Genomic DNA, 14,053 nt, shown 5'->3' with positions numbered 1-14,053 from the left:
CGTCACAAATTACGTCGAAACAACGGTCTGGCTAGAGCTGATGCCCCCCCATATAATCGAAAAAATCTCTTCTGTCTTTCCAACCAGTGAGTATTTCCTGCGACGATACTCCCACATCACGAACGTTCTGTTCAACATGCCAGCGAATGCGTCGAGGATCGACAGCGCTGAAATATCCGAACGGACTTCGCCGCGTGCCTGGCCATCACTGATAGACTTCAGGAAGATCTGCATGACGTCATGCTGATGGTAGGTTGCATCTCTCATCCAACGCTCAAGAGGAACGGTCAAGAACACGATTCTGCCGACTTTTGGATGTCGTTCGTAGAACTCGAAATGCCGCCTTAGACAATCTTGCATTCCTTCCCTCATCGATTGGCATCCCACCAGCGGAGCAACGGCATGAGGATAAAGCTCTCTAAACCAATCATTAATAAACCAAAAGAGCAAAGACTCCTTATCGCCGAAATAGCGGTAGATGGTGTTAAAACTCATTCCCGCTTCCTTCGCGATGGACCGCATGTCAGCGCGGTGGAAATCGCCCTCCGAATAGATGTTCAGAACCACCGGGGACAACCGTTCGCTAACATCCAAGGGGATTGCGCGGACGTCTGAAGGCGCACAAGCGGGCTCACGAACGCCGCTGGCGGTATGTTTGGCGTCACGTTGCAACTTCGTTACCTTACTCATGATGTTTGCCGGTTGCTATCAACACAGTGTCTTTCGATGGAATGGGCTTCGGCGCCCACGGTGCATCACTTCAATCCGGGACGAAGCCGATCACCCGCGCGGGAGCAGCGCTGCATCGTGCGAGCTTTAGTGGGAACAGGCCAACTTGAAAGCCGCTAGCTGGCAAGGAGGCGAGATTGAGCAGTTTCTGAATGATAAACGCCTCCTTGACGGTAATGGCCTTGTGCGCATCCCATAGAAGTCGTTTGTTTCCGGTCCGCTTGAAATCGGCGCTCATGACTGGAAAGGGGCGGTCCCACCCAATGGCATCGGTCCCAATAGCTCGAGCACCACGCTCGGTGAGATGGAGGGTGCTTTCCCAGGTCATGCCAGGGTAGTTGAAGTACTCCGGATCGGAGATTTTGAACCGTTCCTGACCTGTGCGGATGAGTACGGCATAACCATGTACATCATCTACCGCGGCTTTCCGTTGCGCCTTGTCGAGCATTTCGCTGGTGATGGCTTGCCCTGGAACGACATACTCGCGCACGTCAAATACGACGCCCGGCAGGAAAAGTTCGTTCAGATCGATTTCGTCGATTGTTCTGGAGGTTCGTCCTTCGCAAAGCGATCCGCTGTGTAGAGGTGCATCAACATGAGTGCCGCAATGCGATGACATCTCCAGCAACACTTCTGATCCCCATCCCTCCCCATCCGGCAAGTCGGCATGCGTGCACCCAAGTGCTGCACAAAAAATATCCTTCCCGGCGGCGTCAGGCGCGTGATATTCAATTCGGGGCGCGAAGACGTTCGCAATTGGCGTACCACGCATAGGCTCGGGCAAGCGATCCCGATCAGTCGGATCGATAGTACCGGTCAGGTCAACAAGCTTCATCTGAGATTCTCCGAAATTGCTCAGCCACGCGCCAAGCGACAGATACGGTAACATTGTTACTCTCGGCAATGATACGGAGCGGACCAGCAGAGGTCAACCGCCGCTCCTTGCGCGTTTTCCCTAGTGACCGGGGTTGGGAAGACATTGCGTCCTGCGCGCCGCTTGGCTTCGAGGCCTTGGACATCTGGCGGAACAGCCCGTCAGGTGCAGAAGGAGCCGTTCGCCTCCCACGCCCGCCGTGGCCGTTCGTTCGAATCAGGGATACGTTTCCGGCGCGCTACCGACCGAAGCGCGCCTGGCAGGTGGCTGGGTCATGGCGTTCTACAAGGAGGAACGCCTTGACCTCAGTACGCGTGAACGTCGGCGCGTGCCAGCATCGCCGACCCCGCTAGACACGACGCCACCGACCTTCCTGGATGAGTGCCTCGGCCAGTTTCGGGATGATCTGTGCCACCTGCCGCGCCGCCGCCGTGAACGGGCGCTGGCTGCTGGTCGCCAGCACCACCGATTGGCGCAGCGCGCGGTCGGTCAGTGCGACTGCCTCGAGTTCGCCGCTGTCCAACTCGGTAGAGACCGCGTGGTAAGGCAGCACCGAATACGCCGTGTGGTCGGTCAAGATGCGCTTGATGACCACCGATGAACTGGCCTCCATGCACACATTGAGCGCAATGCGCTGCGCACTGCTCAGTTCGTCGAGCAGGTTGCGGATTGCATTGGGCGGCACCGGCAGCACGAGCGGCAGGCCGGCCATCTGCCGCATCGGCATCGACGGTGGCACCCCGCCCGCCGTGCGCCAGTGCGCGCGCATCGACGCGCGGCTGCCGACCAGCATCAGCGGTGTGTCGAACAGGCGCCGGTAGCTGTTGCGGCCCTCGGCGCGGTAGCGGTTCAGCACGGCGAGGTCGACACTGCCCTGCGTCAGTCGCGTCTCGATGTCGCCGCTGTAGCCCTCGACGAAGCGCAGCCGCAAAGCGGGCAGCCGTTCGCAGACAGCCGCATACAGCCGGCTCGCCAGCAGCGGCGCCACCGCCGGCACCAGTCCGACCGTCAGTACGCCGCTGACGTTGCCCGCTTGCCCGCGCGCAGCCTCCACCAGTTGCCTCGCGCCGGCGAGCAGCGGCTCGGCGTCTGCGAGCACCTGTTCGGCCAGCGCGGTCGGGCGCACGCCGCGTCCGGTCCGGTAGAACAGCGCGCCGCCGAACATGCGTTCGAGCTCGGCCACCTGCCGGCTGATCGCGGACTGCGCGAGCCCGAGGTGCGCTGCCGCCCCCGACACGCTGCCCGCGCGCGCCACCGTGACGAAGGTCGCCAGCGCCTTCAGCGTCAGTTCCTGGCCGGCGTCCGCCAGCAAGCCTGCCTCCATCTGTCTGTCCCCTGTTATCTGATTTTCAGAAATCTGGTTTCCGCCCACGGCATTGATCGCAGCATAGCGGCAATCTATCGTTACGGGCAAGCAACGCTGACAATCAGGAGACACCGGCCCATGCCCCTCATCGCACAGAACCACCCGCTCGCCCCACTCGACGGCGCCGAAGCCGAGATGCTTGCCCGCGTCCAGGTGCTCGCGCAGGACCACATCGGCCCGAAAGCGAACGCGGTCAGCCGCGACGACGCATTCGCCTGGGACACCTTCCGCCTGCTGGCCAGCCACGGTGTGATCGCCACCGCATTCCCTCGTGAACTGGGCGGCACCGAGGCGTCGATGCTGCTGCGGGTCAGGATGATCGAGGAGGTCGCACGGGTGTGCAGTACGGCGGCGTCGCTGATCACCGGCACCGACCTGTCGTCGCGGCCCATCGTCGCCGGCGCATCGCCGGAACTGGCTGCGCAGACCGTGCCGCTGCTCGCGAGCGGGGAGAAGCAGTCCGCCTTCGCGCTGACGGAGCCCGGCGCCGGCTCCGACCTCGGCCGGCTGTGCACGGTCGCCAGGCGCGATGCGGGCGGCTACCGCCTGCACGGGGTCAAGAAGTTCATCACGCGCGCGTCGGTGGCCGACATGTTCGTCGTGGTCGCCTCGCTCGCCGACGGCCCCGGGGGAAGCAAAGGCCTGACCGCGTTCCTCGTGCCGCGTGACGCCGCCGGCCTGAGTGTCTCCCCGATCATCCCCAAGATGGGCTGGCATGGCGTGCCAATTGCGGAGGTGTATCTTGACGACGTCCATGTGCCCGCCTCGCACCGGCTGGGCGAGGAAGGGCAGGGCATGGCAATCGCGCAGGACACGCTAGTGCGCGCCCGCGTCGGCCACGCCGCCATCGCGCTGGGCCGCATGACCGGCGCATTGCAGATCGCCGCGCAGTACGCCGGGCACCGGCAGGTGTCGGGCAAGGCGATCGGCGAGCACCAGGGTATCCAGTGGATGCTGGCCGACATGGCCGCGCGGATCGAGGCGGCGCGATGCCTGGTCTACAGCGCCGCGCAGCGCTACGACCGCAAGGACCCCGAGACGTCGATTCACGCGTCCATCGCCAAGATGCACAGCACGGACCTCTGCATGCGCGTGGTGGTCGACTGCGCGCAACTGCTTGGCGGCAACAGCTACCTGAATGCTTATCCGATCGAGCGCTTCCTGCGCGACGCCAAGATGAACCAGATTGGCGAAGGCACCAGCGAAGTCCACAAGAACCTGATCGGTCGCCACGTCATGAAGACCGCCTCGGCCATGCCGCAACATCCGTGCCTCGACTTCGAGCCGGACCTGTTCGGAGGTGCATGATGGCCAGCACCGACAGCCTCACCGACAGCCTCACCGACAGCCTCACCGACAGCCTCACCGACAGCCTCACCAACGACCTGTGCCGCCGGCTCGGCATCCGGTATCCGATCTTCGGACTGGCGCACAGCATCGAGGTAGCCGCCGCCATCTCCAACGCCGGCGGGCTCGGCGTCTACGCCGCCGCGCGCGACGGCCCCAACGAACTGGCGCGCAAGCTGCGCGACCTGCGCGCGCTGTGCCCGGGTGTGCCGGTCGGCGTGGACCTGCTGCTTCCGACGTCGCTGCCCGGCGTGTCGACGCCGGAGGACATTGCTGCCGCCATTCCGGAAGGCCACCGGCGTTTCGTCGACAGCCTGTTTGCGCGCTTCAACGTACCGGAGGCCACACGCGGCAACTTCTTCTCGCAATACGTGCGCTCGCAGGCGCTGTTCGAGGAACAGGTGACGGCGGTCGCGCAGAGTGACATGGACGTGTTCGCGGCCGGCGTCGGCACGCCGGCCGATACCCTCGCACGCGTGCGCCGCGCCGGCAAGACCACGATGGCGCTGGTCGGCGCGGTCAAGCATGCGCAGAAGGCCATCGCGGCAGGTGTCGATGTGCTGGTTGCGCAGGGCTACGACGCCGGGGGCCACACCGGCAATGTCGGCACCTTCACGCTGGTGCCCCAGATCATCGCGGCAGCAGGCGGGCGGCCCGTTCTTGCAGCCGGCGGCGTCGGCGAGGGCAGCCAGATCGCCGCCGCGCTCGCGATGGGCGCGCAGGGTGCATGGCTTGGCACGGTCTGGCTCGGCAGCACCGAGCACGGCCTGCCAGCCGCACTGACCGACCGGCTGCTGTCAGCCGGCAGCGAGGACACCGTGATCACCCGCGCCCACAGCGGCAAGCCGTGCCGCGTGGTGCGCAGCGCGTTCTCCGATGCGTGGGAAGCCCCTGGCGCGCCGGCCCCGCTCGGCATGCCATACCAGCAGGCGCTGACCGGCCGGCTACTTGCGGCGGTGGAAGAACACGAGGTCGCGCCGCTGATGTACGAGGCAGCCGGGCAGAGTGTGGCGTGGGTGCGCGAGGTCGAACCGGTCGCGCACATCGTGGAGCGGCTCGTGCGCGAGACGCGCCAGTCGCTGGAGAACCTTCGCAGTTACCTGCCGCTATGACCGGCCACGCCCGACGCAGACCGGGCAAGAACACATCAGGAGACAACATGAATCGTCGCGCTTTCGGCAGGACCGCCTTTCATACCGCGCTGATGCTGTCGGCACCCGGCTGGTTTCCCGCGCTCGCCCGCGCTGCCAGGCCGCCGGGCCCGAGCGGCTTCCCCGACAAGCCGCTGCACGCCGTGGTGCCTTACCCGGCCGGCGGCGTGGTAGACGTAACGCTGCGCCCGGCGATCGACCGGATGTCGCTCGACCTGCCGCAGCGCGTGGTGGTGGAGAACCGCCCGGGTGCCGACGGCCGCATCGCCATCGAGTACGCCATCCGGGCCCCTGCCGATGGCTACACGATCCTCGGTGTGACGCCAGTGCTGGCGGTGGCGCAGACGCTCTATCCCAACGCCGGCATTCGCGTGCAAAACTTCCGCGCGATCGGCGCGGTGGCGGCGGTGCCGTCGGTGTTCGTGGTCCACGAGAGCGTACCGGTGAAGACGCTAAAGGAGTTCGCTGCGTGGGCCAAGGCACGCCCAGGCGAGGTCAACGTGCCGGTGCCCGGCAGCGGCAGCTCGCTGCACCTGGCGCAAGAGCTGTTCTTCGAAACCGCCGGCATCCGCGTGACCAACATCGGCTACAAGGGCCAGCCACCGTCGGTGCCGGATCTTGCCGGCGGGCAGTTGCAGTTTGCGCTGCTGTCGCAGAACCTCGCACTGCCGATGATCCAGGCGAAGAAGCTGCGGCCGCTTGCCGTCAATGCGGTCAAGCGCACGCGCTCGCTGCCCGATGTGCCAACCATCGCCGAGGCCGGCTTTCCCGATTCGCTGGTGCAGTCATGGTATGGGCTTGCCGTACATTCCGGCACGCCGCGGCCCATCGTCGACTACCTTGGCGCGACGCTGCAGTCGGCAATGGCGACGGCCGACGTGCGCAACAAGCTCGCCGCACTCGACGCCGAGATCCTGGCGCTCGACGGCAAGCAGTTCGACACACTGATGCAGTCCGAATCCGCACGCTGGGCCGCCCTGATCAAGGCGCGCAACATCAAGGCAGAAGCATGACCACGACCACGACCACGAACGGGCCGCTCGCCGGCCTGCGCATTCTCGACATGGCGACCGTCGTGGCCGCGCCACTCGCCTCCACGCTTTGCGCCGACATGGGTGCCGATGTCGTCAAACTCGAACTGCCTGACGGGAGCGACCCGCTGCGCGGGCTGGCCCCGGTCAAGGACGGCATCCCGCTGTACTGGAAAGTCGCCAACCGCGGCAAGCGTGGCATTTCGCTCGACGTGCGCAAGCCCGCAGGCCGCGACCTGTTCTTGCGGCTGCTGCCCGAGTTCGACGTGCTGGTCGAGAACTTCCGCGCCGGCACGCTCGAGCGCTGGGGTCTTGACACCGCCACGCTGCGCCAGGCCAATCCGCGGCTGATTGTGCTGCGCCTGACGGGATTCGGCCAGACCGGGCCCTATGCCGCGCGCGCCGGCTTCGCGCGGGTGTTCGAGGCGATGAGCGGCTTCACCAACCTTGCCGGTGAGATCGACGGTCCGCCGCTGCACATGAACTACCCGACCGGCGACGTGGTGGCGGGACTGTTCGGCGCCTTTGCCATCGCCACCGCTGCGGCGGAGCGGCGGTTGTCGCCTGACGCACCGGGCCGTGATATCGACTTGTCCGCCACGGAGGCGCTCTTCCGCCTGCTGGAACCGCTTGCGGTCGAATACGAGCAGCTTGGGCAGGTGCGCAAGCGCGCCGGCAATCGGGCGACATACACCGCGCCATCGAATATGTACGCCACGCGCGACGGCGAATGGGTGTCGATGGTCGCGTCGTCCAACCCGATCTTCCGACGCCTGTGCGCGGCGATCGGCCGGCCGGAACTGGCCGACGATCCGCGCTTCGGGACCAACCCGGCGCGCGTGGCGAATCTGGACGCGCTCGACGCTGTCATCGTCGCCTGGTTCGGCGAGCACAGCTACGACGCGGTGGCAGCGGCGCTGGAGGCGCAGGAGATTCCATTCAGCAAGATATTTACGATCGAAGACATCGTGCGCGATCCGCATTTCCAGGCGCGCGCGGCCATCGTGCGCCTGCCCGACCCGGAACTCGGCTCCGTGCCTGCGCCGTGCGCCGTGCCGCGCTTCTCGGGACACACCCCCGCCGTCCCGCGCACCGGGCCGGCGGTGGGCGAGCATAACGAGGAGGTCTACGGCGGACTGGGGCTGACGCCGCGCGATCTCGCTGCGCTGCGCGGGATGGGCGCAATCTGACCGGCGATGGCGGCTGGTCCTTGATAGCGGACGCCGTCATCGCAGAGATCCGCATGACGGCAACGGGTAGGTCCGAGACCACCACGCTTTGGCGGCGGGCATCCGACGGAGACCGGTTGAATCCGCAGCCACAACCGGCCATTGAGCAAGCCGTACGACGTGCGGTGAAGCGACTGCTGTGCTCCCCAAACCGTTGAAATCCCGGCAAATGCTAGGCAAGCAACCGCAAGGCATCAGCGAGCGAGAGCACTGTTGTGCGCGAGTCGAACGCCGTTGAGAAAAGATGATCGTGCACGACCTGATCCGGGTCGTAGCAGCAATCCTTGACCGTGAATAAACGGAAGTCCGCATCGCTCGCATACGCGACCGACGACAGCACTACACCGGTCGAGGCAATGCCCACCATGAGCAGGGTATCGATGCCCTGCGCGGAAAGCCGCACCTGCAGGTCGGTACCAAAGAACACGCTGGCGCGATGCGCGATGATGAGCGGTTCAGTGGCCTGTTGGCCGAGTTCCGGCGAGATCTGGTCGTCGACGAAAAGACCAAGTTGCTTGATTCCCTGCCCGTTCCTGTTCAACGGACTGACTTCCGGATAGCCTGGACCAAAGTGGATCTTGGCGAAATAGACGCTGACGCCCTTGGTCCGCGCGGCGTCACACAGCTTGCGCGTATTGGAGAGCAAAGTGGGCGCGGCCGATGGAAACAACGCCAGGATGTCGGTCTGATAATGCATGACCACCAGAGCGGTATGCGCTGGAGCAATCGCTGGAACAATCGCCGGAGTCCGCATGGTCGCATCGTGCGCATCGGCGGCGCTTTCCATGCTCTGTTGATGGTCTGATGAATCGGCGGGCCCACGTTCAACGGGTGGCTGCATAAGGCTGCGCGATAGAGAATGATGATCGACTCTACCACGATCAATCGGCCCGGAAGGGCGCCGAACGTGGTCCGGCGCCCTTGCTTTCCCCTTGCTTTACGCTGATGTATGCCTATGTGCGCAGATCGAAGCGGTCGAGGTTCATCACCTTGACCCAGGCAGCGACGAAGTCCGTGACGAACTTATCCGCGCCGTCCTCGCTTGCGTAGACCTCGCTCAGGGCCCGGAGCTGAGAGTGTGAGCCGAACACCAGATCCACGCGCGATCCGGTCCATTTGACCTGCCCCGTCTTGCGGTCACGTCCCTCGAACACATCCTGGCTGAGCGCTTTCCATTCCACGCCCATGTCGAGCAGGTTGCGGAAGAAGTCGTTGGTTAGCGTTTCCGGGCGGTCGGTGAAGACGCCGTGCGCATCTTTCCCTGTGTGGACGTTCAGCACGCGCAGGCCACCGATCAACACAGTCATTTCGGGCGCGGTCAGCGTCAGCAACTGCGCCTTGTCCAGCATCATCGCTTCCGCCGGAACGCGAACCCTCGGGTCGAGGTAGTTGCGAAAGGCATCGGCCGCCGGTTCGAGGGCGCCAACCGATTGCACGTCGGTTTTTTCCTGCGAAGCGTCCATGCGGCCCGGCGAGAAGGGTACGGTCAGCTTCCGCCCGGCCTTCTCCGCTGCCTTCTCGATGCCGGCGCCGCCCGCCAGCACGATCAGATCGGCCATCGAGATCTTCTTGCCACCCGACTGGGCACCGTTGAACTCGCCCTGGATACTTTCCAGGGTCGTCAGCAGCTTGCCCAGCTGATCCGGCTCATTGGCCGCCCAGTCCTTCTGCGGCGCCAGGCGAATGCGTGCGCCGTTGGCGCCGCCGCGCTTGTCCGAGCCGCGGAACGTCGATGCCGATGCCCAGGCCGTCTTCACCAGCTCCGAGACCGACAGCCCCGACGCCAGGATCTTCTGCTTGAGCGCCGCCACGTCCTGGTCATTGACCAGCGGATGGTCCAGCGCCGGAATGGGGTCTTGCCAGAGCAACTCTTCGGCCGGGACTTCCGGGCCGAGGTAGCGGGCGCGCGGTCCCATGTCCCGGTGGGTCAGCTTGAACCAGGCACGGGCGAATGCATCGGCGAATTCCTCGGGGTTCGCCATGAAGCGCCGCGAGATCTTCTCGTAGATGGGGTCGAAGCGCAGCGACAGGTCCGTGGTCAGCATGGTCGGCTTGACCTTCTTCGACGGATCGTAAGCGTGCGGAACCGTTTCGCCGGCATTCTTGGCCACCCACTGGTTGGCGCCTGCAGGGCTCTTGGTCAGCTCGTACTCATAGCCGAACAGGTTTTCGAAGAAGCCACTGTCCCACTTCGTCGGCGCGGTCGTCCAGGTGACTTCCAGGCCGCTGGAGATCGAATCCGTGCCCTTGCCTGTGCCGAAGCTGCTCTTCCATCCCAGACCCTGGTTTTCAAGGGCGGCGGCTTCGGGCGCGGGGCCTACGTGATCGGCGGGACCGGCACCGTGCGTCTTGCCGAAGGTGTGGCCGCCGGCAATCAGCGCGACGGTCTCCTCATCGTCCATGGCCATGCGGCCGAACGTATCCCGGATGTCGTACGCCGCGGCGAGTGGGTCCGGATTGCCATCGGGGCCTTCCGGGTTCACGTAGATCAGGCCCATCTGCACGGCACCCAGGGGATTCTCGAGGTTGCGGCCGGGGTCGGTGATCCCCCCCTCGCTGCCGCCCTTGCCGTAGCGGACGTCGCCGCCCAGCCAGGTCTTTTCATTCCCCCAATAGACGTCCTGGTCCGGTTCCCAGGTGTCTTCACGGCCGCCGCCAAAGCCGAATGTCTTGAAGCCCATGGTTTCGAGGGCAACGTTACCGGCGAGGATCATCAGGTCGCCCCAGGAAATCTTCTGGCCATATTTCTGCTTGATGGGCCAGAGCAGCCGGCGAGCCTTGTCCAGGTTGACATTGTCCGGCCAGCTGTTGAGCGGTGCGAAACGCTGCTGGCCCCGGCCGCCACCGCCACGGCCGTCGCCGATACGGTACGTGCCGGCGCTGTGCCAGGCCATGCGGACAAACAGACCACCGTAATGGCCGAAGTCCGCCGGCCACCAGTCCTGCGAGTCAGTCATCAGCGCCGCGAGGTCCTTCTTGACTGCAGCGAGGTCGAGGCTCTTGAACGCCTCGGCATAGTTAAAGCTTTTGTCCAATGGATTGGACTTGTCGGAGTGCTGGCTGAGCAACTCTAGCCGCAACTGATTCGGCCACCAGTCCCGGTTGGTGGTGCCGTCACCGGCGGCGTGGTTGAAGGGGCACTTTTCGTTAGACATGCTCTCTCCTTCGGAGGCGTACCAAACGTGAGTTCTAATGTGAGTTCTAGTAGTTCCGCGTCAATGCTGCCACTCGGGACCTGCATCGGCAGGCCTGCCGCACACAAAATATAGTTGAAAGCGCTCGCCAACCAAATGAGAGGTTTGCAATTGCCTCAATAGCGCATCGCTATTGCTTACCCGCAACCGTGCCGGGGTTAGCTCCACCGATTGTTGCCCGGTGCTTGACCTATAGTTCCGATACGTAAGCAACTGCAGCGATCAGCGCTCGGAGGTTGCAATCATGACCATGGCTACCACGCTGGCTAGATGCCTGTGCAAGAAGCAGAGCCGGTTTGAAACCGTTCGCCGCCCAGGCGGCCCCGCAACTGCGCAGGCTGCGTATGTTCCCGCAGACCGGCGCGCCCGAACTGTCTTGCTGGAGGACAACCGAGGCTACCTGGCAGCGGTGATCCCTTCCAGCCACCAGCTGAAACTGCTGGATATCTGCGAGCAAACCGGCCGCAAGCTGTCGCTGGCGCATGGGGATGGTGTGCGAGAAGTGTTCAGGGATTGCGACATCGGCGCGCTCCCGCCAGTCGGCATGGCGTACGGCACGCTGACCTGGCTCGACGACAGCCTGCTGGCGCATCCCGATGTCTACTTCGAAGCGGGCGACCATGAGGAACTGGTGCACATGAGCACCGAGCAGTTCACCGCGCTCATGGCGCAAGCCCGGCGCGGGCATTTCGCGCACCGGATGATGTAGGGCGCCGCGCGTGCGCCAGCGGCGACGTCAGAACGTCCAGAAGAGGAAGTGTCGACGCCGCCGCTCATGGACCGGGCGAGGAGGCCGGGTTTCGGGGCCGAGCCGCGCATCCGGGTCGATCACCCGCGCGCGCAGCGCCATGTCGTAGAACGCGCCCACCATCGGTAGGGCGCTGTGCGCGCCTTCGCCCCAGTAGTTACCGAGCGTCACGCGTCCATCGTCGAAACCCACCCACGCGCCCGCGACCAGTTGCGGATGCATCAGGATGAACCAGCTATCCGTGTTGTCCTGCGTCGTGCCGGTCTTGCCGGCCACGTCGGCGCGAATCCCGAAGCGCGCCCGGATCGCCGCGCCGGTGCCCCGGCTAACGACGTCGCGCATCACGTCCACGAGCGTTTGCGCCGCGCCGGCGGGCAGCGCCTGTTCCGGCGGTGCGCTCGGGAATTCGGCCAGCACCTTGCCGTCGTGATCCTCGATGCGCGTGACCATGCGCGGTTCGATATAGGCACCGCGGTTCGCGATCGTGCTGTACGCCGAGACCATTTCCTTGAGCGTGACCGGGCTTGTGCCGAGCGCGAGCGACGGCACCGCTTCGAGCGGACTCGCGCGCACCCCCATTGCGCGCGCGAGCCGTGCGACCTTCTCGGGGCGTTCCTTTTGCATGAGCTGAGCGGTGACGCGGTTGCGCGAATACACTAGCGCGTCGCGCAGCGTCATCGGCCGGCCGGTGGGCGGTTCCGCGTCGGTAGGCCGCCAGATCGCATCCCCGGACAGCGCAATGGCCACATTGCGGTCTACGATCGTGTCGCTTGGCCGCGCACCGTCCGCGAAGGCCGCGCCGTAGACGAACGGCTTGAACGTCGAGCCCGGCTGACGCCGGGCCTGCTGCACGTGATCGAACGGTTCGTCACGGAAATCGCGGCTGCCGACCCATGCCTTGATATCGCCGTTGCGTGGATCGATCGCGACAAAACCCGCCTGGATCTGCGTCTTGCTCCGGCAGAGCGCGCGCACGAACGTGGGGTTCGCGCCGAGCTTGCTGAGCGCGGCCTCATCCGATTGACCCGCATCGCGCGCGGCGCGGTAGTCGGGCGACTGCCGGATGAAGGTGCGGAACAGGTCGTTGCCTGGCCAGCAGCCCGTGCGTTCGTTCCATGCGCCGTTCGCGATCCACTGCAACTGGTTCGTCTGCCAATCCAACGCCTGCGTCGCCATTGCCTGCAGACGCGAATCGATGGTCGTGCGCACGACCAGCCCGTCGGCATAGATGTTGTAGCCGTTGCGATCAGCCCACGCGATCAGCCACTTGCGCAATTGCGCCGAAAAATGCGGCGCGGCGCCCGGTTGCGCGGTCTGCAACTCGAAATCGACGTTGAGCGGTTGTCGCTTCAATGCGGCGTAGGCATCGGGCTTGAGCTTCCCGTATTTGTTCATCTGCCCGAGCACCGTGTTTCGCCGCTGCAATGCGCGTTCGGGATTGAGCACAGGGTTGTAGGTGCTGTTGGCCTTCAGCATGCCGACGAGCGTCGCGCTGTCGAGAATGTCGAGCTGACTGGCCGATTTGCCGAAGTAGGTGCGCGCGGCCATTTCCACGCCGTAGGCGTTGTACAGGAACGGCACCGTGTTCAGGTACGTCTCCAGGATCTGATCCTTGCTGTACACGGCTTCGATCTTGAATGCCGTGATCGCTTCCCTGAGCTTGCGCGTGAGGGTCGGCGCGCGGCCGATTTCGTCGGGATACAAGTTGCGCGCGAGCTGCTGCGTGATCGTCGATCCACCTTGCCGGTCGCCGGAGAACGTATGCAGCGCGGCCGACGCGGTACGCTTCCAGTCGATGCCATGATGCTCGTAGAAGCGGCGGTCTTCGGTCGCGATCAATGCAGCCACCATGTGCGGCGAGACCTGCCTGAGCGACACCCACTCGCGATTGACCGGTTTGAACGTATCAAGCAGCTTGCCGTCGGCCGACACGATCCACGCTGGCCGATCAACGCGGGCTTTGCGGATGTCGCCGATGCCCGGCGTAGACGGCACGAGCGCAAGCACGTACAACACGAAGAGCGCCGGCAATGCGGCGAGCGTCAGCGCGACGCCGCGTCGCGTCGGGTGGCGCAGGCGGCGCAGCGCGCTGTCGAGCACTAGCCTGGTGATGGTGCTGCCGGCGGCGGCCAGCGGTCGGACGCGGGCGAGCCACCGTGCGCAATGCTCACAAAACAACGATGCATATCGGCGAATCACGGTGGCGGGGCGCTGGCGGAAAGAGCGCGATGGTAGCAAAGCGCAAGGGCGCTTCTGTTATCAAAACAGGGCCGCGGCGCGCGGCACTTACATAAGCTTACATTTGTTTCACGTGGACAACGTTCGCCATGGCCACGCAAGCGCCGATCGCCAAGCGCGAGCGCAACGCGCCGGATGGCCGCCTG

11 protein-coding genes are annotated in these 14,053 nt (G+C 64.8%); 5 read left to right on the top strand and 6 right to left on the bottom strand.

Annotated features, from left to right (window positions below):
• Positions 1–9: 9 nt before the first annotated feature.
• The 3 genes from RR42_RS16590 to RR42_RS16580 form a co-directional block, all read right to left on the bottom strand.
• Positions 10–690, bottom strand: coding sequence for a TetR/AcrR family transcriptional regulator (locus tag RR42_RS16590; RefSeq protein ID WP_043349086.1), 681 nt, complete (start codon positions 688–690; stop codon positions 10–12).
• A gap of 70 nt (positions 691–760) precedes the next feature.
• Positions 761–1,564 (bottom strand): cyclase family protein, encoded by an 804-nt coding sequence (locus RR42_RS16585; RefSeq protein WP_052494670.1) that lies wholly within the window; start codon positions 1,562–1,564, stop codon positions 761–763.
• A gap of 388 nt (positions 1,565–1,952) precedes the next feature.
• A complete protein-coding gene (locus tag RR42_RS16580; protein ID WP_043349083.1) occupies positions 1,953–2,927 on the bottom strand; it encodes a LysR family transcriptional regulator in 975 nt (324 codons plus the stop codon).
• A gap of 120 nt (positions 2,928–3,047) precedes the next feature.
• Between RR42_RS16580 and RR42_RS16575 the strand changes: the two genes are divergently transcribed.
• From RR42_RS16575 to RR42_RS16560, 4 genes are read left to right on the top strand one after another with little or no spacing between them, the layout of a single operon-like run.
• A complete protein-coding gene (locus tag RR42_RS16575) occupies positions 3,048–4,277 on the top strand; it encodes an acyl-CoA dehydrogenase family protein (protein WP_043349080.1) in 1,230 nt (409 codons plus the stop codon).
• Positions 4,274–5,428 (top strand): NAD(P)H-dependent flavin oxidoreductase, encoded by a 1,155-nt coding sequence (locus RR42_RS16570; protein WP_236701925.1) that lies wholly within the window; start codon positions 4,274–4,276, stop codon positions 5,426–5,428. Before RR42_RS16575 ends, RR42_RS16570 begins: the two co-directional genes overlap by 4 nt.
• Positions 5,429–5,475: 47 nt before the next feature.
• Positions 5,476–6,480, top strand: coding sequence for a Bug family tripartite tricarboxylate transporter substrate binding protein (locus RR42_RS16565; protein WP_043349078.1), 1,005 nt, complete (start codon positions 5,476–5,478; stop codon positions 6,478–6,480).
• Positions 6,477–7,688 (top strand): CaiB/BaiF CoA transferase family protein, encoded by a 1,212-nt coding sequence (locus RR42_RS16560; RefSeq protein ID WP_043349075.1) that lies wholly within the window; start codon positions 6,477–6,479, stop codon positions 7,686–7,688. Before RR42_RS16565 ends, RR42_RS16560 begins: the two co-directional genes overlap by 4 nt.
• Positions 7,689–7,899: 211 nt before the next feature.
• On the opposite strand, the gene RR42_RS16555 is transcribed toward RR42_RS16560, so the two are convergent.
• Both RR42_RS16555 and katG read right to left on the bottom strand, forming a co-directional pair.
• Positions 7,900–8,514: an isochorismatase family cysteine hydrolase gene (locus RR42_RS16555; protein ID WP_043349072.1), complete on the bottom strand. Its 615-nt coding sequence runs from the start codon at positions 8,512–8,514 to the stop codon at positions 7,900–7,902.
• 166 nt (positions 8,515–8,680) lie between these two features.
• Positions 8,681–10,882 (bottom strand): catalase/peroxidase HPI, encoded by a 2,202-nt coding sequence (gene katG, locus RR42_RS16550; RefSeq protein ID WP_043349068.1) that lies wholly within the window; start codon positions 10,880–10,882, stop codon positions 8,681–8,683.
• 283 nt (positions 10,883–11,165) lie between these two features.
• Between katG and RR42_RS16545 the strand changes: the two genes are divergently transcribed.
• Entirely contained in the window at positions 11,166–11,630 is a 465-nt protein-coding gene (locus RR42_RS16545) for an aminoacyl-tRNA deacylase (RefSeq protein WP_043349065.1), read from the top strand.
• Between the two features lie 27 nt (positions 11,631–11,657).
• Here RR42_RS16545 and RR42_RS16540 read toward each other — a convergent pair whose 3' ends face one another.
• Positions 11,658–13,847 carry a penicillin-binding protein 1A gene (locus tag RR42_RS16540; protein WP_043349061.1) on the bottom strand — a complete coding sequence of 730 codons (2,190 nt, stop codon included), beginning with the start codon at positions 13,845–13,847 and terminating at the stop codon, positions 11,658–11,660.
• Positions 13,848–14,053 lie beyond the last annotated feature (206 nt).

The organism is Cupriavidus basilensis (assembly GCF_000832305.1).
Classification (GTDB): Bacteria; Pseudomonadota; Gammaproteobacteria; order Burkholderiales; family Burkholderiaceae; genus Cupriavidus; species Cupriavidus basilensis_F.
The sequence above is the reverse complement of the archived record's forward strand: the minus strand, read 5'-3'. Positions and strand labels throughout refer to the sequence as shown.